Source organism: Phocoenobacter atlanticus subsp. cyclopteri (assembly GCF_018343795.1).
Classification (GTDB): Bacteria; Pseudomonadota; Gammaproteobacteria; order Enterobacterales; family Pasteurellaceae; genus Phocoenobacter; species Phocoenobacter atlanticus.
This window is the reverse complement of record NZ_CP074346.1, coordinates 1,175,696-1,197,682: the sequence shown is the minus strand read 5'-3', so window position 1 is coordinate 1,197,682 and position 21,987 is coordinate 1,175,696. Positions and strand designations below refer to the sequence as shown.

Annotated in this window: 16 protein-coding genes and 1 riboswitch; of the genes, 6 read left to right on the top strand and 10 right to left on the bottom strand. The window is 32.2% G+C overall.

The window, feature by feature from the left end:
• The 4 genes from KGI96_RS05625 to KGI96_RS05610 are packed head-to-tail and all read right to left on the bottom strand — an operon-like array spanning window position 1 to window position 3,967.
• Window positions 1-627: an NADH:ubiquinone reductase (Na(+)-transporting) subunit D gene (locus tag KGI96_RS05625; protein WP_211597105.1), complete on the bottom strand. Its 627-nt coding sequence runs from the start codon at window positions 625-627 to the stop codon at window positions 1-3.
• Window positions 627-1,400, bottom strand: a complete 774-nt coding sequence (locus KGI96_RS05620) for a Na(+)-translocating NADH-quinone reductase subunit C (protein ID WP_090919212.1) — start codon at window positions 1,398-1,400, stop codon at window positions 627-629. The genes KGI96_RS05625 and KGI96_RS05620 overlap by 1 nt, the downstream gene beginning before the upstream one ends.
• Window positions 1,393-2,625, bottom strand: a complete 1,233-nt coding sequence (locus KGI96_RS05615; protein ID WP_211597106.1) for an NADH:ubiquinone reductase (Na(+)-transporting) subunit B — start codon at window positions 2,623-2,625, stop codon at window positions 1,393-1,395. The genes KGI96_RS05620 and KGI96_RS05615 overlap by 8 nt, the downstream gene beginning before the upstream one ends.
• 1 nt (window position 2,626) lies before the next feature.
• Window positions 2,627-3,967, bottom strand: coding sequence for a Na(+)-translocating NADH-quinone reductase subunit A (locus tag KGI96_RS05610; RefSeq protein WP_211597158.1), 1,341 nt, complete (start codon window positions 3,965-3,967; stop codon window positions 2,627-2,629).
• Between the two features lie 372 nt (window positions 3,968-4,339).
• On the opposite strand from KGI96_RS05610, the gene nfuA reads away from it, so the two are divergent.
• Together nfuA and dusA are read left to right on the top strand one after the other, a co-directional pair.
• On the top strand, window positions 4,340-4,921 hold the full coding sequence (nfuA, locus tag KGI96_RS05605; protein ID WP_211597107.1) for a Fe-S biogenesis protein NfuA: 582 nt from the start codon (window positions 4,340-4,342) through the stop codon (window positions 4,919-4,921).
• 103 nt (window positions 4,922-5,024) lie between these two features.
• The gene (dusA, locus tag KGI96_RS05600) at window positions 5,025-5,993 is read left to right on the top strand and encodes a tRNA dihydrouridine(20/20a) synthase DusA (RefSeq protein WP_211597108.1); all 969 of its coding nucleotides are present in this window, start codon (window positions 5,025-5,027) and stop codon (window positions 5,991-5,993) included.
• Between the two features lie 140 nt (window positions 5,994-6,133).
• On the opposite strand, the gene recB is transcribed toward dusA, so the two are convergent.
• From recB to KGI96_RS05585, 3 genes are all read right to left on the bottom strand, one after another.
• Complete coding sequence (gene recB, locus KGI96_RS05595) at window positions 6,134-9,724, bottom strand: exodeoxyribonuclease V subunit beta (RefSeq protein WP_211597109.1); 3,591 nt, start codon at window positions 9,722-9,724, stop codon at window positions 6,134-6,136.
• A gap of 124 nt (window positions 9,725-9,848) precedes the next feature.
• Window positions 9,849-12,629 (bottom strand): SIR2 family protein, encoded by a 2,781-nt coding sequence (locus KGI96_RS05590; protein ID WP_213156381.1) that lies wholly within the window; start codon window positions 12,627-12,629, stop codon window positions 9,849-9,851.
• Between the two features lie 11 nt (window positions 12,630-12,640).
• Window positions 12,641-13,525 (bottom strand): DMT family transporter, encoded by an 885-nt coding sequence (locus KGI96_RS05585; protein ID WP_211597111.1) that lies wholly within the window; start codon window positions 13,523-13,525, stop codon window positions 12,641-12,643.
• Between the two features lie 214 nt (window positions 13,526-13,739).
• A riboswitch (FMN riboswitch) is annotated at window positions 13,740-13,866 on the bottom strand.
• Between the two features lie 136 nt (window positions 13,867-14,002).
• Between KGI96_RS05585 and KGI96_RS05580 the strand changes: the two genes are divergently transcribed.
• The gene (locus KGI96_RS05580; protein WP_211597112.1) at window positions 14,003-14,587 is read left to right on the top strand and encodes an acyl-CoA thioesterase domain-containing protein; all 585 of its coding nucleotides are present in this window, start codon (window positions 14,003-14,005) and stop codon (window positions 14,585-14,587) included.
• 190 nt (window positions 14,588-14,777) lie between these two features.
• Here the strand turns inward: KGI96_RS05580 and KGI96_RS05575 are convergent, their stop codons facing one another.
• The gene (locus KGI96_RS05575; RefSeq protein WP_211597113.1) at window positions 14,778-15,581 is read right to left on the bottom strand and encodes an integrase core domain-containing protein; all 804 of its coding nucleotides are present in this window, start codon (window positions 15,579-15,581) and stop codon (window positions 14,778-14,780) included.
• Between the two features lie 145 nt (window positions 15,582-15,726).
• On the opposite strand from KGI96_RS05575, the gene KGI96_RS11250 reads away from it, so the two are divergent.
• From KGI96_RS11250 to KGI96_RS05560, 3 genes are all read left to right on the top strand, one after another.
• Window positions 15,727-15,876: an ESPR-type extended signal peptide-containing protein gene (locus tag KGI96_RS11250; protein ID WP_211597114.1), complete on the top strand. Its 150-nt coding sequence runs from the start codon at window positions 15,727-15,729 to the stop codon at window positions 15,874-15,876.
• Window positions 15,877-15,957: 81 nt separating this feature from the next.
• Complete coding sequence (gene nspC / locus KGI96_RS05565) at window positions 15,958-17,073, top strand: carboxynorspermidine decarboxylase (protein ID WP_211597115.1); 1,116 nt, start codon at window positions 15,958-15,960, stop codon at window positions 17,071-17,073.
• Window positions 17,074-17,196: 123 nt separating this feature from the next.
• Entirely contained in the window at window positions 17,197-19,188 is a 1,992-nt protein-coding gene (locus tag KGI96_RS05560; RefSeq protein ID WP_211597116.1) for an autotransporter domain-containing protein, read from the top strand.
• Window positions 19,189-19,336: 148 nt separating this feature from the next.
• On the opposite strand, the gene KGI96_RS05555 is transcribed toward KGI96_RS05560, so the two are convergent.
• Together KGI96_RS05555 and KGI96_RS05550 are read right to left on the bottom strand one after the other, a co-directional pair.
• Window positions 19,337-20,107 (bottom strand): glucose 1-dehydrogenase, encoded by a 771-nt coding sequence (locus tag KGI96_RS05555; RefSeq protein WP_211597117.1) that lies wholly within the window; start codon window positions 20,105-20,107, stop codon window positions 19,337-19,339.
• 46 nt (window positions 20,108-20,153) lie between these two features.
• Window positions 20,154-21,875, bottom strand: coding sequence for an amidohydrolase (locus KGI96_RS05550; protein ID WP_211597118.1), 1,722 nt, complete (start codon window positions 21,873-21,875; stop codon window positions 20,154-20,156).
• Window positions 21,876-21,987: the final 112 nt, after the last annotated feature.

Here is a 21,987-nt window from a genome sequence, read left to right as displayed (position 1 = left end):
TTATTTCTCCACTTGTTCAGGTTTGAGAGTACTAAGCCCCCAAATTAAAAAACCGATGATAAAGAACGCACTTGGAGCAAGTAAGAACAAGCCATTTGTTTGATACCAACCACCATCTTGAATGGTTTGGAAAACAGTCATTCCAAATAATTTTCCTGAACCAATTAGCTCACGAATAAAGGCAACAGTCACAAGAATTGCACCATAACCTAAACCATTTCCGATACCATCCACAAAACTTTCTAATGGGGCAGATTTCATTGCAAAGGCTTCTGCACGTCCCATTACGATACAGTTTGTAATAATCAAACCAACGAATACCGAAAGCTGTTTAGACAAACCATAAGCATAAGCACGTAATATTTGGTCAACCAAAATTACTAATGATGCAATAATTGCCATTTGCACAATAATACGCACACTATTAGGAATATAGTTACGGATAATTGAAATAAACAAGTTTGAGAATGCTGTTACAAAAATTACCGCAAATGTCATTACCACTGCAGTTTCTAATTTTGTCGTTACTGCTAACGCAGAACAGATACCCAAAATTTGCAATGCAATTGGGTTATTATCCATTACGGGTGATAACAATAACTTTTTCATATTTGATTTATCTGCCATTAGTTAGCTCCTGCTTTGAGTTTTGCTAAATATGGACCGAAGCCATTTTTACTAAACCAGTATTTAAATGTACCATCAACTCCACGAGACGTTAAGGTTGCACCTGATAATGCATCAATTCCGTGCTCTTTGTCTGATGAACCACCTTTTGCGATAGTGATAGCAGACTCACCTTGTTCATTCAGTAATTTTTTACCTTTAAACTGAGCTTGCCATTTTGGATTTTCAATCTCACCACCTAATCCTGGTGTTTCACCTTGCTCATAGTATGTAATACCATTGATAGTATTTCCATCTGGTTGAATAGAAATAAAACCATACATCACAGACCATAAGCCTGTTCCATAAATAGGAACAATAACTTGGCTTAATTGATTATCTTCACCTTTTACAAGATATACTTCTGCATATTTTGCACGAGTGCGAATGCTGGCTTTATCATCATTAGGTAAAATTTTAACATTTTGAGCAGGATCTTTTGCTGCCACTTTTGCATCAAAGTTTTTAATACCTTCAACATAGTCCCCTGTTGCCAAATCTACAATTCGAGGTTCAATGTTTTTAGTATAAATTTGCTTCACTTCTTTTTTAGTTACATCACCCTTTAATAAACCTGCCACATTTAAAATGTTTTTTTGTTTATCCAATGCTTTTTGTTCTTCTTGTGCTGATTTTAATAATACTGCCGATCCAGCTACAATAATTGAACAAACTAAACTTAACAGAACAACAATTGAAATTGTTCCGCCAATGCTATCTTTATTCTTAAACATTACGAGCTCTCCGACGTTTGATATTAGCTTGAACAACAACATAGTCAAATAATGGTGCAAACAAGTTAGCGAATAAAATGGCTAACATCATACCTTCTGGGTATGCTGGGTTTGCTACACGAATAATGACACACATTGTACCGATTAATGCTCCATACCACCATTTGCCTTTATTGGTAAATGATGCAGACACAGGGTCAGTTGCCATAAAGAACATACCAAGTGCAAAACCACCTAATACTAAATGCCAATACCAAGGCATTGCAAACATTGAGTTAGTTTCTGAGCCAATAAAATTGAATAATGTCGATGTTGCAATCATACCGATCATTACACCTGCAATAATTCGCCAAGAAGCAATACGTGTAAAGACAATGATTGCGGCACCAATTATAAGCATTAAGGTTGAGACTTCACCCATAGAACCTGGAATGTTGCCTAAGAATGCATCCATCCAAGTAATGGATTGACCTGTTACTGAATGCGTTAATGCACCTTGACCACCAGCTGCCCATTGGGAAAGAGCAGTTGCACCAGAAAAACCATCTGCAGCAGTCCAAACCATATCCCCTGAAATTTGAGCAGGATAAGCAAAGAATAAAAATGCACGACCCGCTAATGCAGGGTTCATAAAGTTTTTACCCACACCACCAAATATTTCTTTAGCTACAACTACCCCAAAACTTGCCGCTAATGCTGCTTGCCATAATGGTAATGTTGGTGGAACAATCAATGCGAGTAGAATAGAAGTAACGAAGAAACCTTCATTAATTTCGTGACCACGCACCATTGCAAATACGACTTCCCAGAAACCACCCACTAAGAAAATGGTTAAATAAATAGGAAGAAAATAGGTTGCGCCTAAGAGCATTTTACTAAATATACCAGCATCATTGCTTAAGGTTGCCCCTAACATATCTGATAAACCGTAGTGCCAGTTATTTACAAGACTATCTGCTAATGATCCTAAATGATGTGTAGCTGCAATGGCTTGTTCACCCACATTGAACATTCCATAAAACATTGCTGGAAACAAAGCTAACCAAACAATAATCATCATTCGTTTTGAATCTATAGCATCACGAACGTGAGAGTCTTTTTTGGTTACTGTTCCTTGCGTATAAAAAATGGTATAAGCTGCTTCAAATAAAGTATAGAATTTTTCATACTTTCCACCTTTATGAAAGGCAGGTTCCATTTTTTCAAAAAGATTGTTTAATCCCATCTTAACCTTCCTTCTCAATTTTTTCTAACGCTTGACGCAAGAGAGGACCGTACTCATTTTTACCCGGACAAACAAAGGTACAAAGTGCTAAATCTTCTTCATCCAACTCTAAGCAGCCTAAATTCTGTGCAGAATCAGTATCGCCAGCAGCCAAATCACGTAATAATAATGTTGGAATGATATCTAATGGCATCACACGTTCATATGCACCAATTGGCACCATTGCACGATCACCACCGTGTACAGCAGTTGTAAAATTAAATAAATTTTTACTAAAGTAACCTAAAGTGGTGCGTGTAATTGAGAATTTGTCTTTCCCTGGCATAATCCAACCAAATAATTCTTTTTGACGTCCTTCAGCTAGCACTGAAACTTGTAACGCATAACGCCCTAAATAATCAACAGGACCTTCTGCTTTTGCTCCGCTTAATACAGAACCTGAAATCACACGATTATCCCCTTCTTTTAACTCATTTTGAGTCAATTGAGAAAGGTTTGCGCCTACACAAGTTTTCACTAAACGAGGTTCTTTTACTTGAGGTCCAGCTAAAGAAATTATACGTTCAGCACATAATTCACCGCTTGTGAATAAACGACCGATAGAAATTACATCCTGATAATTAATATACCAAACTGATTTAGAAATACTGACAGGATCAATAAAGTGAATATGTGTACCACTTAACCCTGCTGGGTGTGGACCTTCAAATTCGTGAATTTTTAAATTGGGTAAATCGACGGTTGGAATATTACTTCCACCTGCTTTACAAAGATGGATAGGGCTCTCATCTAAATGACCTAATACAGTTAAACCATTGATAAAATCTTGCCAATGTGCTTTTAAGATCACTTCAGGATTTGCGGCTAATGGATTAGTATCCATTGCATTCACAAAAATTGAGGAAGGTTTACTGTCAATTGCAGGAATTTTACTAAATGGACGACTACGAAATGCTGTCCACATACCTGAATTTACTAAATTTTGTTTCACTTGATCTGCGTTCAACGTATCAAGTTCTGATACATCATAACGAGAAAAAGTAATCTGCTCCGAACCCTCAACGCTAATTACAACTGATTGAAGAACACGTTTTTCACCACGATTAATCGCTGTGATTGTACCGCTTGCTGGAGCTGTAAAAACAACGCCTAAATTCTTCTTATCTTCAAAAAGAACTTGACCTTTTTTTACAACATCGCCCACTCGAACTTTCATCGAAGGACGCATTCCCACATACTCTTCACCCAGTATCGCAACTTCATTCACGGTATTACCGTCTTGGATTACCTGTGCTGGTTTTCCATTAATAGGAAGATCCAAGCCTTGTTTAATTGTAATCATCATTATTTGCACTACTTTTTGTTGGGTTAATACAATGATTGCAAAATTGCAATCCCACTATTGAGCCAAAGTTAAAAATAAGAATAAACATTTCCCCACTTACTCTTAAATCACCCTGTTAATTTCTCAAACTCTGATTTTTTATCTTACTATTTATATTCCTGATAAAATCATAAAATAAAAATAAACACGCTATTCTACCTAAAAAAGCCCTTAGAGTTCCACTTAAAAAGTCACTTTTTTCTCTTTTTTAATGAAAAATTTTAACAATGCGTAACAATATATCAACAAAAATACTTAAAATTTGATACTGGTCAAATTTAATATTCACAGGTAGAATGATATATCTTTTAAAATAATGATGGAATTTAAATGAATATTAATATCTCGGAAGCCGCACAAAATCATTTTAAAAAATTATTAGCACAGCAAGAAGAGGGAACAAACATTCGTATTTTTGTTGTCAACCCAGGGACACCACGTGCAGAATGCGGGGTTTCTTATTGTCCAGCTGATGCTGTTGAAAAATCTGATACAGAAGTAAAATTTGCACCTTTTTCTGCTTTTATTGATGAAATCAGTATTAATTTTCTAGACGATGCAGAAATTGATTATGTGACTGATGAACTTGGTGCTCAGCTTACAATGAAAGCCCCTAATGCCAAAATGCCCAAAGTATCAGATGATGCACCACTTATCGAACGTATTGATTATGTTCTTCAAACTCAAATTAATCCACAACTTGCCAATCACGGTGGAATGGCAACGTTAGTCAAGCTGACAGATGATGGAATTGTTATATTACAATTTGGCGGTGGTTGTAACGGTTGTTCAATGATTGATGTGACCTTAAAAGAAGGCATTGAAAAACAGCTAATTAGTCTCTTTGGTGATGAAATCAAAGGTGTACAAGATGCGACTGAACATCAAGCGGGTGAGCATTCTTATTACTAATTTTTCAGAATAAACAAGCGGTCACATTTGAATAAAAATTTGCAAATTTTTGATTAAATGTCACCGCTTAATCGATCTCAATACTAAACACAATACTAAATATATGCTAAACAACAACTATCGTGGACGTTTTTCTGTTGCACCAATGCTTGATTGGACAACTTCCCATTGTCGCTATTTTCATCGACAATTTACTCAACACGCTTTACTTTATAGCGAGATGATCACAGCTCCCGCTATTTTAAACGCAAAATACGATTTACTGGCGTTTGATCCTGCAGAAAACCCTGTTGCATTACAACTTGGGGGAAGTGCTCCACAACAACTCGCACAATGTGCTAAATTAGTTGAGCAGCGTGGTTATACTGAAATTAACCTTAATGTTGGCTGCCCTTCAGATCGTGTTCAAAATGGAATGTTTGGCGCTTGTTTAATGGCAAACGCTAAATTGGTAGCACAATGTATTGAAGCAATGAAAAATGAAGTTGCTATCCCTGTTACCGTTAAACACCGTATTGGTATTGATGAATTAGATAGTTATGAATTTTTGTGTGATTTTATTGAAAAAGTAGAGTCTGTTTGTGATGATTTTATTGTTCACGCACGTAAGGCTTGGCTTTCTGGGTTAAGCCCAAAACAAAACCGTGAAGTGCCTCCTTTAGATTATGAGCGAGTCTATCAACTCAAAAAAGCATTTCCTCATTTGAATATTAGTATCAATGGAGGAATTAAAACCATTGAAGAAATTAAACACCATTTACAATTTGTCGATGGTGTAATGGTAGGGAGAGAAGCGTTTCAAAATCCCACTTTGTTAGGTTATATTGATCAAGCTATTTTTGATGAAACCGCCTCAATTGTCACACCAATGGAAGCGGTAGAAAAAATGTTTCCTTATATCGAACAACAACTGTCTAAAGGGGTTTTCTTAAATCATATGATTCGACCAATGCTAAATGCCTTTCAAAGTTGTCGAGGAGCAAAACAGTGGCGACGTCACCTCAGTGAAAATGCTCATAAACAGGGAGCGGGAATAGAAGTGGTTGAAACTGCATTAAATTTTGTGAAATAAAAGTAAATAATTGCTTATTGGTGAAGATCTTACTATTATAATTTTATACTATATGTTTGATAGTTCTCTATGTTGTGAAATATCAAACGTATAGATATTGTTATCTTCTTTTAAATTACCTATACTTTTTACTCGTCAATTTATCCAAATAACAAATCCATTTTTTCAATTAATTTTTTACTTGGTTTATCAAAAAATACCCCATTTTGTGATGAACCCTCCATTGCGCGTAAGAATAAATATCCAACACCACCAAAATCTTTCTCATAATCATAATTTTCTATACGAGATCTTAAATAGCGATGTACGGCCAAAGTGTAAAGTAAATATTGCAAATCATAACGATATTGCCCCATTACTTTCTCTAAATTTTGAATAGAATAATCTTCAGCAAAATTGCCTAAAAAATTAGATTTATAATCCAAAATATAAAATTTTCCATCCACTTTAACAATACAATCAATAAATCCTCGTACAAAACCATTGAGTTTGGGTAGAGATAATGAGGGTAACTCTTTTAATTTTGCGTGTTTTTTTATCAATTCATTTAGTTTTGGTAAGGCATTACTATTTTTTAAGTTTAAGTAAAATTGTAATTCATTTAAGCGTTGTGAATTTGGAATATCTTTTAGGCAAAACTCGTTTTCAATAATTGGCGTCGTTAAAACTTGTTCAAACCATTGTGTTGTTGGTTCAATCCAATTTTCCTCTAAATGTAATTGCTCACAGAGTATCGCCACTTTTTCATTGTTAATCGGTTGAGTAAAATCACAATGCTCAAAAAAACTGTGTAAAATTGTTCCTACTTTGGTGCTATGTGGAAAAGTAAAAGGTGAATAAAGGCTTTGTATCTCTTCATTCGGTGTTATTGCAGCATTTTGATAATCATAATCTTGCACTAATTCAGAATGCTTTTCTTCTTGCCATTGATGATAGGAGTGCAATGCACTAAAACTCGTGAGTTGACCATCACGTTTAATTTTTTGAGTAAAGGTTTTGGCACACAAATTTTGATAGTTTTCTTCACTTGGCGACCAATCACAAGCGGTAGGATTTTTATCTAAATTTACAATTTTTCCAGTAAGTTGTTTTTTCTCTAATAACGTTTTTGTGGGTAATAATTCTAAATTGCTCGTTGTCTCACCAATTTCGCCATTACTTAATAAATATGCCATTGCATTCCAACTATTTGTAGCTTTAAATTGTTGCGGCAAAATAAAGTTTATTTGAAAAACAGCACGCGTAATAGCGACATAAATTAAACGTAAATCTTCTGCAAATTCTTCTTTGGCAATAGCATTTTTGATTTCATCAGAATAATCACCAAACACCCATTGTTGTTGATTATTTTGATCCCGATATACCTGCCCAAGTTTGAAATTAGTTGTTTTACCCACAAAAGGCAGCCAAACAATGGGATATTCCAACCCTTTTGAACCGTGAAAAGTAATAATTTTAATCAATTTTTGCTCTGTTTCTAAACGCAGCACTTGTTCTTCTTGATTATCCTCTGCATTGTCTAATTGCATTTCATACCAACGCACTAAAGCAGTTTCATTTTCTAAACTTGGCATTGCATTTTGTAACAATTCCGCCAAATGTAATAAATTGGTAATTTTGCGATCACCATTGTCTGAGTTTCTTAATTTGGCAATTAAATTTTCACTAATAAAAATATGGTGTAACATAGGTAACACACCTTGCTTTAACCATATTTCATTGTAGTGAGCAAATTTTTCTAACCATCTATCCCATTTTATTTCATTATTTTTAAGTTCAAAAATTTCACTGGCATTCAGTTGCCATAATGAGGTACCCAATGAGGTCAAAATGGCTTTTTGATTATTAAAATGTAAACAAGCATTTAGTAGCCATAATACTTGCTGTGCTTCTTCAGAATTATAAACACTGTGTTTTTCTGATAAAAATACAGATTGAATATTACGCTCTTTTAATGCTTCTTGAATAAGTTTTGCTTCTTTACCATTTCTCACTAAAATAGCAATATCTTGTGGTTTAAGCGGTAACTTATTTTGTTCTTTTTGCAAAAAAAGTTCACCTTGTTGTGCCAGTTTTAATTGTTGCTGAATTTCACTTGCACAATGTTCAGCACTGGCTTGAGCATACAAAGTATCAAATCTCTCTTTTCCTTTTCTTTGACTTTCTACAAATTTATTATCGAGTAAAAAATAATGAATACTATCTTGTCCAATAACCTGCTGTTTTTTATCATCAAATTCAACAGATTGAAATAAAATATCTTGATAGATAAAAGGGGAGAGTTCATTTTTCAAATCAAACAGCTGATTAGTTTCACAGACAATAGTCGGTTGTGATCGCCAATTTTTATTTAATGTTGCTTGCTCTTGTGCTTGTTTCGATGCTTTAAGATAAGTAAAAATATCTGCTCCACGAAATTTATAAATAGATTGTTTGGGATCACCAATCATTATAAAACCTTGATTTTCACTTTTTTGATCTATAAAAATGGCATTAAATACTTGATATTGGGCAAGGTTGGTATCTTGGAATTCATCAATCATCGCAAAAGGATAACGCTGACGAATTTGAGTGGCTAATTTTTGTCCTTTTTCACTTTGCAAAGCAAGATTTAATTCATTCGTAAAATCGCTGAAATTTCGTTCTTTATGGGTACGTTTATACTCTGCTAATTTTTGACGTAAGGCGAGTAAAAATTTTAATTCTAAAATAATTTTCTGTTGTTGAATTAATCGTTCAAATTCTTGTTGATAAGCGGTTAGATATTTATCATTTTTTACAAAAATTTCACTATAAAGTGGATCTTTTCCTTTTGCTGTTTTTTCATTGATATAATTTTGACAAAAACGATTAAAACATTCAGGAATGTTTATTTGACTGGTATTCGCCCACTGTTCCAGCTCTGTTATCCAAGAATTAACATAACGTACTTGATAAGAGCGTCCATTTAATGATTTTTTTGTACCTTTATCCAAATCATTATAAATTAACTGAGTAACTTCCTGTTTATTCTCACGCCAATACTGTTTCACTTCATTTAAAAAAGAGTGATGTTTTAATAATGTATTCCCAAAATCAGTCGTTAAACTCGCTTGTTGTGACTCGCTCAATTCAGGTAAATCTTTGTATAATTGCGAGCGAATTTTTTTTAAAATATCTTGTGGCGAATATAAATTTTTTAGAATAAAATCAGCCTCAAGTTCCGAACAAGAATAAAACAGCTCACGCCATACCTCTTCACTTAAACCTGTTAATAATTCTGTTTCATCGGGCTGTAATTCAATATCAAATCGCATTCCAGAATCAAAGGCAAAACTGGATAACATTTTTTGACAAAAACTATCAATGGTAAAAATGCTCGCTACATCAATCTCTTGTTCTGCAATACGTAAACGTAACAATGCTACAGCTAACTGGTGTTCAATATTTTGGTAAATTTCCCATAAAAAATCATCGCTTGTTAGTGCTTCACACTTTCCTTTTTCGCTATATTCCTGAAAATACTTTGACACTTCCGCCACTTTGACACGAATACGATCTCGCAATTCTTGAGTCGCTGCACGAGTAAAAGTTACCACCAAAATTTGCTCAACATTCAAAGGCGAACAGCCCACACCGAGCAATAATCGGAGGTAAAGATTTACCATTGTATAGGTTTTACCCGTACCAGCAGATGCCTCAATTAAGGCAACTTTATTTAAAGGAAGTGAGATAGGATCAAGCGTTTTCATAAGTAACCATTTTTATTCAATAAGCGGTATCATTTTATAGAAAATTTGCGGATTTTTATATAAAAATGGTTGTTAAATATGAAGTTTATTCTATTTATCATTATAGGAAATTATCTAAAATATTTTAGATTATCATCATACCCCACTCTTTTTGTTTTTCCCTAACATCATGAACTATTTCTAATAAATTTTTTAATAATTCTTCTAGCTCTTGTATTCCCTCTTTTTCAACCAAATATTTTACTTGGCTTGCTATTTCTCCTAAATGGAATAAATTACCTTTAGCCATTTCTGGGTATTTTTTTACTTCATCTATTAAGGTTTCATCAACTATAATAAAATTTTCGAGAGCTAAAAATAATTTAAATGATATTTTCAGACTACAATTACTTAATCCGTCAGTATCTATATTTATCATAAAATCTTTAATTAACTTCTGAATCTCTTGACTAGAAATATAGTACAAATTTATCAAAAAAACTTTTGCTAATTGTATTTGTGATTTCGCCTCAAGTTTATCTAGTTCATTGAGAAGTGTTGTAATCAGTTCTATATTATTGTATGAAATTTTTTTATTATTTAAATGCTTAAATGGGCTCCAAAAATGATTATTTTCTGTAATTTGATAGTGCCAATCATTTCCTTTGTTACAAATAAGTTTATCTATCATCATCTCTACAATATCAATTAAATCATTCGGACTCATATTTTCTTGACTATCTATAAATTGGTTGATTTGTCTATAAATATCTAAATCTATTTTTCTACTTACAATTAAATGCTTTATTTCTTTTAGCATAGTACTTGCTTGTTTTTCAGTTAGTGAGCATTTACTACAAATAAACAATACATTTTTTAATTCATTAGAAAAATGAGGATATATACTTTCATTTTCAAAATACAATTTAACAATGTTTGGGAAAGCATTTATGGTAAGATCATTTAAAACTTTTGTTTCAAGTTTTAGTTCAAAATCGTCGAATTCATCTATCAATTCAATTAAAGCCCTATTTTCTATATATTTAATTACAACAAAAATTTCTAATTTATCTAATGTAAAATATGAATTCTGTATTTGTCTTATAAAGCTAATTTTAATTAATTTTTTATTTATTGCTCTGAATTCATAACTTCGCTCTATCATTACATAATTATTTAATACAAAATGAATAAGATTTTTATGTTTAGAATAATTTCTTGTTACATTAGTCTCAAAAGTCATACTACTATTAGTTTTCATAGCTTTTTTTTGTTTAATTTTTTTATCTAATTCATTATCAATTGTAAAAGCGAAACTATATAAGTAGTCATAACTTACGAAATGCTTTATTTCATATAAAGTCTTTTGAACAGTTTTAGGAAGCTCATAAAATTTTTCATCAAGATCATACGATTTAATATTATATTGCCAAGCATCACTCGCAGTTTTATATTCTTTATTTTCTCCAATATTATCAAGATACCCTTTTAATTGATTTAATAGTATATTTTGATTAAACATAGCTAAAAACAACTGTATATAATTTTTCTGTTTAATACACAGTTTAATAATATGTTCATTTAATCGATACGCTTTTAAAAACGCATATGTTTGATAATAAAAAAAAGCTTTTTTCATTAACCCATTAATATCATTTTTATTTGTTTCAAAATCATCTAACTTAAAATTAAACAATGATTCTTCTGTATCATTTATATTTTTAAGTATTGAATACTCTTCAAAATATCCTATTTCTTTATTTGAATAAATTTCATCATCTGTCTTGATATAACCATCTATATTAGCTTTAGAAAATATAGATATTATAGAATTGATTTTTTCTTTAAGTTCTATTGAATAACCATCATTATAATTATTTAATATTTCTCGAAATTTATTATTTATTTTTCTTATATTTTTATTTATATCGTAAGTTAATAAAGAATTATAAAATTCTATAAATATTAACTTAGTCATTTTTCTAGTTGTTTCATTAAAAAACTGCTGATAGACAAATCCACAATTAGTTATTGTTGACTCTACTTGGCTTAATAAAATTGCATTTAATTCATCTAATGGTTTTAATTTATTGTAAATATAATCCACGATCTCTAAATCTGACATATTATCAATATGGTAATATTGTTCATAATGTAGATCATATAAAAATGTAGCTAATTTATTTGAATATGAATCCAATCCGAAACGTTTATCTTCTTTCTCTATAAGTATTGTTTTTATACCAAAGTTTTTTAAATACTGTCTTTGATTTTTATCTTCTTTAAAAACAACTAAAAACATTGGCGGGATTGATTTAGAATTATTTTGTATCCATTTTGAGATTTGTTTTAAATTTATATCATTATAAGAATATCCAATAAATAAGATTGTATTTGTAGATAAAATACTTTTGATAAAATTTTCAATTAATGGGAAGTTTTTTTGATAGTTAATATAATCATCTTCTTTAAAAACAATATTATTATCTCTAAAATCTCCGTGCATTTTTATAATATGATTTTCTAATTCAGATTGAACCAAATGTTCATCTTTTGATATAACATCATAAATATACCCATTATCTCTTGCTGTTTTTTCTAATAGAGAGTCCCAATTTGTCGTTATAATATTTGCAGGTTTTAGTTCAAAAATTAATTTTTGAATTATTGTAGGCTCTATATGTTCTGGAAAAAATTCTTTTATCCTTTGATAATAAGATGTTTCTCCACATGAGAGATAATATAGTTGTGCTATTTTCAAATAATCTGTTTCATTATCATTTATTGATAACTCTGATTTTATCATTTGAACCAAGTCTTGCCATAATGGTAAACCTGAGCTTTTTGATACACCAGCCCCCACAAATATAGTTAGTTTGTTATTACCATTAGATCTCTTTAATATATTTAATTCATGACTAAACATATAAATTCCTCTTATTGCTCACTCTTATCTTGCATTTTTTTATTTTTCTCAACACGAGAAACCATAGTAACAGCACAGATAATCAATAATGCACCAATCCATAATTCTCCCGGTGGAAGATAACCAAACACTAACCAACCAGCTAATACATTAAATGGTAGTTTTAAATGATCAAAAGGTTGTACAAAAGAGGCATCAGCAAGATTATAGGATTTCGCAATAGCAAATTGAGCCATTGCAGTTACAGCACCTAATAAAATCAAAATTCCCCAAGTTGATAAATCACTCGGCATTAAAATATGAGAATAACCAAATAGGTAATTTACTGGTAGTAATAACACCAATAAATAAGCCACTATAGTAATAGGGTTATCATCTTTTGAGGTATATTTAGTAATAAGTGAAGCAAATGACCAAAAAACTGCCGCAGCAACAGGTAAGAACGCATAAATATTAAAGTCATCAGACCAAGGGGAAAGAATAATAAAGCCACCTAATAAACCAATTAAGGTTGCAATATAGCGGATTTTACTCACATTTTCTTTTAGGAATAAACCAGAACCAATAGTAGTAAAAAGAGGTGAAAGCATTACTAACGCAATAGCTTGCCAAATTGGTACATAAGCCAGTCCATAAGTCCAAAGTTGCACCCCAAATACAGAAAATGCCACTCGTACAAAATGCAATAGTCGATGTTTGGAGTTTATCGCTTTTTTACTCCCTCTTATACCTAGAAAAGGAATAATAAAAATAAAGGCTAACGCATATTGGAAAAAAGCGATAGCAGAGGGATCAATGGTTGCACTTAAATATTGCACACTGGTATTGGTAATCGCAAACAGAATGCCTGCTAAAACCATAAATAGCCCGCCGAGTAGAGGATTATTGCTTTTCATAATTATTCCTTATATAAAAATGTAAATTTTAATTTAGTTGGTTTATGGGCGAGGGATAGCAGATACCATTCTTCTTCGCTTTTACCCATTGCTTTATAAAAACAATGGATAAAAGTTAAGAAAAATAAAAATGCCCTGAAATCTTAAGATTTCAGGGCATCAGAAAGCATACAGAAAAACACTTGAGAATACTCAAGTGAATTAATTTCTATTTGTTTTTCTTCTTCCATCCAGACTTTAACTGTCGGTATAAGAATTTCACTTATTCCTGCATTCGCTTTCGCTTCCGCTCGTGGACTATAACCACCGATCGGGAATTTCACCCTGCCCTGAAGATTAAATATGCACTAATTTTGGAAGTATTTTGTTAAAAAGTCAATAATTATGTTGTTAATATATCAAGATAGAATGTGTTATTTATATTTGTTATTATGACAGTAATACACAGCTCAATAATTAATACACAAGGATGAAATAATGAAAGCATTACAAAATTTAATTGAATTACTAACACTAAAGCAGCTTGATACTCATCAATTTCAAGGTGAAGTAGAAGATTTAGGATTACCAAAAGTGTTTGGTGGGCAAATAATGGCTCAAGGATTATCTGCAGCGATGCAACAAGTCGAATTAGAGAGAGTGTTGCACTCTTTTCATTGTTATTTCATCAATGCAGGAGATATCCATTCACCAATTATTTATGAAACAGAAATATTGCGAGAAGGGAAGAGCTTTACTTCTGTGAGTGTATTAGCGAAACAGCAGAATACTTTGCTTTGTCGAATGACGGCTTCATTTCAGCTTAAAGAACAAGGTTTTGATCATCAAAGTGTAATGCCAGAAGTAACTGAACCGACGAGTTATTATTCAGAGAACGAATTAATTAAATCAATGGCATCACTTTTACCCTCTCACTTAAAAGAAAAATTTCAAGCAGAGCGTCCTTTTGAAGTTAGGATTAAATATGCAAATGATCCTTTTAATGGCGTAAAACTTCCACCTAAGCAATTTGTTTGGTGTCCTGTCCGCACTACGGACAGCCTTATCTTTAACGACAGTTGAGTAATTTTTGATCTAAATCTGCCTGTTTTTTTATAAATTAAGCAGGCAATTTTTTTATTTCTAGCAAATTTTTTTAGATTTTAATCACTGATTTTTAAAAGTTACTTTAAAAACCTAAATTTTAACCACCGTTAGCTTCTGTTCTCTGCGGACAGTTAAAAGTTGCAAATTTTTATTTAAATCATACCGCTTATTTATGCCTGTATTTGTTATTTTGATACCAAACGTCATTCGGTGTTTTTCCCTTTAAATTTTGATGTGTTCTGTGGTTGTTATACCAAAATTTAAACTGAGTTAAAAAGCTGTTTAACGTAAAATAATTTTCAATATAATGCGTTTTAATCATCGGTTTAAGTGTTCCAAATAATCTCTCTATTCTGCCATTACACCACGGTGAAGCAACTGGGGTAGTTTGTTTTTTGATATTTACGAGTTTTAAAAATTTTTTAAACACAAAACTATTAAAAATAATTTCATTATCTGTGCGTAACTTTTTTGGTTTGCCATATTTTGCAATAGTTAAGCATAGATAACCGAGTAACATCCAACTGGATTTGTTTTTGATGGGTTGCAAATAAAGTAATTTACGAGATCCGTGATCGAGAATGCCGAGTAACATTTGAGAAGAATAAAAACTTAAATCCATTGCCCAAGTATGGTTAATTGCCACTTCTAGAGGTAATTGTTTTTTTATTTTATAACGTTGTTGTTGAATTTTATATTGATGTTTTTGAATTGTGTTGGCAACAAAAGTTTTACCGACAGTTTCAGAGTTATGTAAGCGGTTAAAAGTATTTGCTATTTTTCTACAACCTGCTTGTTTTCCCATTGTCGCTTTAAGATAAATGATTTTATCAATAACCCATTGAGGTTTAGGATGATTTTTATGGGTATTGGGTTTAGTGGGGTTGGGTTTTGTGTAATAAGATTTTTGTGGTTTTGCGTGGTGGTATTGAATGAATAGTAGCAGGATAAAAAGGGAGATGAGTAACATGTTTTTAATACTTATTTTTTTATTGGAGTTTTAATAAAAATAGAATAACAAGTTTTTAGTACAAATTAATTAAGAGAATATTTTTATTTGTCTATTTTTATGGTGTAATAGTAAACGCCTTGATACACATAGAAAGGAACACATTATGAACAAGCATTGTTACAGAGTGATTTTTAGTAAAACGTTAAATCAGTTAGTGATGATGTTTGAGCTTAGCCAGTCGGAGGGCAGGCATTTTGGAGGTAGTTCAAAATTTGCAAATTTTTTTATTAGTTTTGCAAGAGCTTTAGGGTAAGCTATCATCTAACATTATTATAAGTAGAAAATAATTAATCTATTTAATTTTTATGAACGTATATATTATTAAGGAAAAAGAATGACACAATTACAAACCCCTTACTATTTAATTGATAAATCAAAATTACTACGCAATATGGAAAAAATTGCCTATGTGCAACAAAAATCAGGGGCAAAAGCCTTATTAGCATTGAAATGTTTTGCAACGTGGTCAGTGTTTGATTTTATGTCGCAATATATGGCAGGGACAACTTCGTCATCACTTTATGAAGTGAAATTAGGTAAAGAGAAATTTGGCGGTGAAACCCACGCTTATAGTGTTGCTTATTCACCAGATGAAATTGATGAAGTTGTTGAGAATGCTGATAAGATTATTTTTAATTCAATTAATCAATTAAAACGTTATAAAGATCACGCTAAAAATATTCAACGAGGTTTACGGGTAAATCCTCGTGTTAGTACTTCAAGTTTTTTACTGGCGGATCCCGCTCGTCCTTATAGTCGTTTGGGGGAGTGGGATTTGCAAAAAATCAAAGAAATCTTACCGCTTATTAATGGTTTTATGTTTCATAATAACTGTGAAAATCCAAGTTTTGAAAAATTTGATGAAATGTTAACTCATATTGAAAACCATTTTGGTGAATTATTACATCAAGTGGATTGGGTCAGTTTAGGTGGTGGTATTCATTTTACAGGAAAAGATTATCCCATCGACCAATTTGCAGATCGTTTAAAGCAATTTTCTGAAAAATTTGAGGTTCAGGTTTATTTAGAACCGGGTGAAGCCTCTATTACTTTGAGCTGTAGCTTTGAAACCACCATTTTAGATGTGGGTAATAATGAAAAAGATTATGTGATTGTGGATAGTTCTATTGAGGCACATTTATTAGATTTATTGATTTATCGCTCAGAAGCACGTTTAACCGAAGATGAGTTTTATGGTCAAGGGGATTATCAATATCTTGTTTGTGGAAAATCCTGTTTAGCAGGAGATATTTTTGGTGAATATAAATTTGAAAAACCATTACAAATTGGTGATCGTATTTCATTTTGTGATACAGCAGGGTATTCAATGGTTAAGAAAAATTGGTTTAATGGTGTGAATATGCCCTCTATTGCCATTAAAGAACTTGATGGAACGGTTAAATTAGTTAAACAGTTTGGGTATCAGGATTATGTGGAGAGTTTATCTTGATTTTGAATAAATATTTAATTATTTTTAGTACTCCGACCACATTGTAAAAATAATAAAAAAAGAGATTACCATACTTTAGTGATATAGAATATTTTAGTTTTTAATAACTTACAGAAAATTCTTATGAAAATAAAGAAATCTATACTATCACTATTATGTTTATCTAGTTCTCTCTCTTTTGCTCAAGATGTTGTCGTATTTGGAGACAGTTTGAGTGATACAGGGCAAAAGAATTGGAATAATAAAGCCTCTTATCTAAAAGGGGAGGGTAACTATCATTTACTTTACAATGAATACTTTACACAAGCACTCGGTGGAAAACTAGTCGCTTCAACAAAAGGTGGGTCAAATTATGCTTATAGTAGTGGCGTGATTGTTGGTAAAAATAGTTTTAGTATTGTTATCCAACCTAATTTAGCGATAGCAAATCAAATTAATGATTATCTAAAAACCCCTATAAAAAAAGACTCACTTCATATCCTTTGGGCTGGTGGTAATGATATGGCCATGGTTTTAGCCACCGCAGCAACAAAAAAGACAGAGGAAGAAAAGAAGACCTACTTATTTCAAAGTATCCAAGAAATGTCACAAACAATGGCAGAGCAATGGGGGAAACTAAAACAGGCAGGTGTTAAAAAAATTATCATACCTACAGTACCGAATGTCATTTATTCACCTTTGTTTTTCAATCAAATTGGAAAAATGGCAGGTAATCAAATATCAAAAAAATCCCAAGGAGCGATATCAACCAATGATTTTATGACTATTTTTAACAATGTAGTAGAAAAATTATCTGTTCAACCTACTCAAAACCTTGAAGATTTAGAAACATATCGTCAGCAAGTGTTTAAAACTGTCGCAAGTAATTTTGGTATCCGTTCTAAAGATATTGAACAAGCATTAAATCAGGCATATAAAGAGACTGTTACAGCCGCAAAATTAACGACTACAATACTCAATCAACAAATCACAGCAGCACTCAATCAAGTGGGTGGTAATATCGTACGAGTTGATGCCGATGCTTTGATGAATGATATACTAAGTCGTCCAAATGAATATGGTATAAATAATACCATTGCTGTTGCTTGTAAAGGAAGCACTGCCGATCGTTTTCAACCTGTTTGTAACCCTACAGATAAAAATGTGGCGGACAAGCGTCTCTTTGCTGATGACTTTCACCCTGGTCCAAAAACCCATAAAGCAATGGCAGACTATATTCTAAATGTGTTACAAACACCTAAAGATATGGCTGTTTTAACCCCAATGCTACAACAACAAAATGAGTTAGCCTTTGACTTTACTCGTACTCAAAGTAATCTTAATCGCCAACATAGACAAACCGCAAATACAGTAAGTCCTGTCGTCGCCTATCAAAATCAAAAAGGTGGTAATAGCCTACATCTTGGTGCAAAAATACAATTTGACCCAAACTGGCAATTGAGTGTTTTAGCACATACTCAAAAACAAAACCTGCAAAGTGGTTTAGTTAATATTGATACTCGAAATCGTGTATTGAGTACCGCCCTTCGCTATGATGCTGATCGCTGGTATTTAGGTTCAAGCTTGCAACTTAATCTTACAAAATTAAATACTCAACGTACCGCGTATATTGGAGAATCTGTGCATAAACAATCTGCCAGTACCAATGCTAATAGTTTAGGGGTCTCTCTTTTTGGTGGTTATGAGTGGAAAATTAAAGCAGTAAACTTCTCTTTGATTGCCGATATTCATAAAACAAAAACAGAAATTAAAGCACTTAGTGAGCGTAATAAAGGTATTACTCAAATGCAATTTACACCAAATGTTGATCATAGTTTAAAAACAGGTGTTGGCTTTGATTTACGTTATCAAGCCACCAATTGGCAACCTTATCTTACAACACGTTGGATAAGAGAATGGCATAGTGACACAACAACAATTAATGCAACTTTAAATGGTAGCACATTTAAAACCCTTATCCCTTTAGATACAAGCTGGATAAATATGGTGGCTGGATTACGCTTTAAACCAACCAATAACAATTGGTATGCCAATGTTGGAGTTAGTCGTGATATTGGACGTAAAGACAACTTCTCTAAAACATCATTTCAGGCAGAAATTGGCTTAGAGTTTTAATATACTTTATGCTCTAAAATCATACCACTACTTACTTTCTATTTTTAATCAAAAACCAACCCATTATGTCGTTTATTAAAAATAACGTTGGGTTGGTTTTAAAGGTTTTTCTAATTTTTCATAAATCACGAGAGCTGATTTCAATACTCTATTCTAAGGTCTGTTCACCACCACCATTTACAAAAATGGTTTGTCCACTAACCCACTCTGAAATAGGGGAAACAAAATATAATATTGCTCCTGCAATATCATTTGCTGTTCCTAGCCTTTTTATAGGTGTATGTTTAAGCATTGTTTTTTCAATTTCAGGGGTTAATACACTTTCTAAAGCTGCTGTTCTAGTGGCTCCTGGTCCTACAGCATTAATTCGAACAGGTCCAAAGTCATGTGCCAAATTTGCTACTGTATGATTTACCGCAGCTTTAGAACCCGCATATCCACTCATATTAGGACTTTTATTAATGCTAGCCATCGATGTTGTAAATACTATCGAGCCGTAGCCCGCTTTTTTCATATATGGCACTGTTAACTGACAAAGTCTCCAGCCACTAAAAACATTCAGTTCAAAATCTCTTTTTATATCATCAACAGAAATCTTAAATGGATTTTCACGTCCACCACCGCCACCACCAGCATTATTAATAAGAATGTGAATACTACCAAACTCTTTTACAGTGGTTTCAACTAAATTAACTAAGTCTTTATCTTCTAAAACATTACAGTGAATCGCAATTGCCTTTACCCCTTCTTTTTCTACTTCTTTTGCTGTCTTTTGAGCTTCTTCTAAATTAAAGTCACCAATTACGATATTTGCACCGTGTTTTGCTAACATTAAGGCAGTTGCCTTACCAATTCCATTTGCTCCACCAGTAACGATTGCTATTTTCCCTTTTAAATCAAATAATTTATTTATATTCATATAGTTGTCCTTATATTGTATTAAGTATGTTCATTACTGCTCACGATTAGAAAGACGTTGTTTTAAATATAGTTTTTCCTTCTTTAATAGTTTCTACAACTTTAATTTCTTTAATTTTTTTAGGCTCTTCCTTAATAGGATTTTTGTCCAAAATAACTAAATCAGCAAGTTTACCCACTTTTAGTGATCCTTTGATTTTTTCATCAAAATGTTCATAAGCCGCATTAATTGTGATCGCTTTTAAAGCTTGGTAAGGCGTTGCTCTTTCAGATTCACCAACAATCACACCTGAGCGTGTTTCTCTATTTACTGCAGACCAAATTCCCATTAATGGATTTAAAGGGGTAACCGTTGCATCAGAGTGGTTGGTATATTTTAATCCTAATTTATCAGCAGTTACTATCGGGCTTAAAAATGCTGCTCTCTCTTTTCCTAAGTTTTCCAAATGGACATCACCCCAAAAGAAAGCATGATTTGTAAAGAATGATGGTGCTATTTTATATTTTACAAAAGTTTTAAGTTGATCTGGTCTAACAAATTGAGAGTGAATAACTATGGTTCTACGATCTTTATCTAATGGCAGTTTCAATTGTTTACAAGCATTCTCGTGGGCTTTAATAATCATATCTATTGAAGCGTCCCCATTACTATGAACAAATAGCTGATTATCTTTTTCATAAGCGGTCACAAATATTTTATTTAATTTTTCTTGAGTGACACTAGGTAAACCTTTGCAGTCTTTTTCACAACCATCAACCTTTGTTAAGTATGGTTTTGTAAAAAACGCCGTTTTACCTTGTGGAGAGCCATCACCAATCACTTTTGTACCTTGCAACTTAAAATGATTATTATAAGTTTTAAATATCATTGATTTGTCATTGAGATTTTTGTCTAAATCAGGGGCACCTGCTAAAACATTGATATCAATTTTTAATGCATTATTTTTAGCTTTTTCTTGATAAAATTTAATTTTATTTCTATCAGCCATACCGTCTTGTGCAGTAGTAAAACCATTTTTAGCATAAAAATCTTGCGTAGATATAAAATAATCTGATGCTTTACCACTTAAAATTTGCAACATATTCCCAACAAAAGGATACATAGCGGTCTCTTGCATTAATCCATTTGGTTCATTACTATCTGGATATCGCCCGATATTTCCTCCTGCAGGATCTTTTGTATTAGCATCAATTTTCATTAGTTTTAATGCCTTACTATTCGCAACCCCCATATGACCACTCGTATGATCTAAATAAACAGGATTATTCGGTAATACACTATCTATTTCTTTACGAGTTGGATGACGCTTTTCGCTTAACTGACTATCGTCATACCCAGTAGCAAAAATCCATTCGCCATCAGGGATTTTATTATCTTCCTTATACTTTTTGATTTTTTCCAATATCTGTGTAATGGTTGTTGTCTCACCAACAGGTGGTGGACTTAAATTTACTTGCCCCATTGCATTTGAAAGATTTGCAAAATGACTATGTGGGTCAATAAACCCTGGTAACAACGTTTTTCCTTCTAGATCTACTTTAATTATATTTTTAAATTTCTTCTCAGCTTCTTTTAATTTACCAACAAAAGCAATTTTACTACCATTAACAACAAGTGCTTCTGCATACTGAGGTTTTTGCGTTTCCATTGTAATGATATCACCATTGAAATAGACTTTTCCAGAAGTTTCATCAGCGGATGCTGTTAGACAACTTAAAAGTGACGTAGACACTGCAAATAATTTTGCTAATATGTTAATTTTTTTCATACTTTATTTTACCTTTAAGATATTGATAATTATTTTTTAAATAAGAATAAGCATTGTAAAGTAAAAATTGTATATATTCAAAAACACCATAAAAAATAATTGTAAATTGTTT